Source organism: Neobacillus sp. NRS-1170 (assembly GCF_050468025.1).
The window spans coordinates 1-1,063 of record NZ_JBITPF010000111.1; the positions used below are offsets into that span (position 1 = coordinate 1).

At 36.5% G+C, this 1,063-nt stretch carries 1 protein-coding gene; it reads left to right on the forward strand.

Features of this window, described 5'->3' with window-relative positions; genetic code table 11:
• Positions 1–253 precede the first annotated feature (253 nt).
• The coding region (locus ACIFOT_RS31855; protein WP_430072892.1) for an IS110 family transposase at positions 254–1,063 on the forward strand (810 nt) is incomplete at its 3' end.

A 1,063-nucleotide genomic window follows, 5' to 3' on the forward strand; every position in this document is an offset into this window, starting at 1 on the left:
TTCGTATTATAAGGTCAGCCAGATATTTCTGGTTGACCATTTTTTATATGGTTTTATTATAACGGTAGCCGGGGTAGAACGTAAGCACCCGTGGGACTTCGATCCCGTCAGCTAAACAGTTCGCCCCCTACTTGTAGAAACATGTTTGAGGCTGGTTGGGACTATGGATCTCGTATAACAAGCGAAGCTATGATACTGCAAGAAGAAATTAGGGGTACCGGTGATTTTATTTATTATAGGAGGAGATTTAAAAATGAATCCAGTCATTGGTCTGGATATAGCAAAAGGTGAAAGTCAGGTTCAAGCTTTCTTGGATAAGAAAAAACCTTACAAAAGTAGTTTTAAAGTATCACATACTCTAGAGGGATTAGATATTTTACATCAATTTCTTAGAGAAATAGAGAACGTAACAGGAGTTAAACCTCCAATTGTTCTTGAAGCTACAGGGCATTATCATACTCCCGTTGTTCAGTTTTTTGAGGACAGAGATTATTTATTAATTATAATCAATCCTCTTATCTCCTATCGTGCAAAGAGCTCGAGTTTACGGAAAGTAAAAACAGATAAAATCGATGCTTATCATCTCTGTGAATTGTACTATAAAGAGGATTTAGAGCCCTATAAAAAACGAGGAATTCACCTCTTAAACCTTCGTAATCTAACACGGCAACACGAAAACTTAACTGAAATATTTGTACAAGCTAAGCTGCAGTTTCAAGCAGTTCTTGATCAGGTTTTTCCTGAGTATAAAGGTGTTTTTGGGGACTTATATTCAGTTGTTTCTTTACTAACTCTATTAGAATATCCTACATCTAACGATGTCTTAGAAGCTGGAGAAGAAACGATAGCAACTAGAATAAAGGAAAACTGTAATAGTCGTTCCCGTAAGTGGGCGTCCACAAAGGCAAAGGAACTGATATCTGCAGCAGCTCAGAATCCTTTTCAGAAAACCTTATACCAGAGCCATATTTTAACGCTAAAAATGTATATCAATATGCTTTTAGAATACCAAAAGCACCTATCTACGTTTCAAACTGAGATAGATGCTTTAGCAAAAGAACTT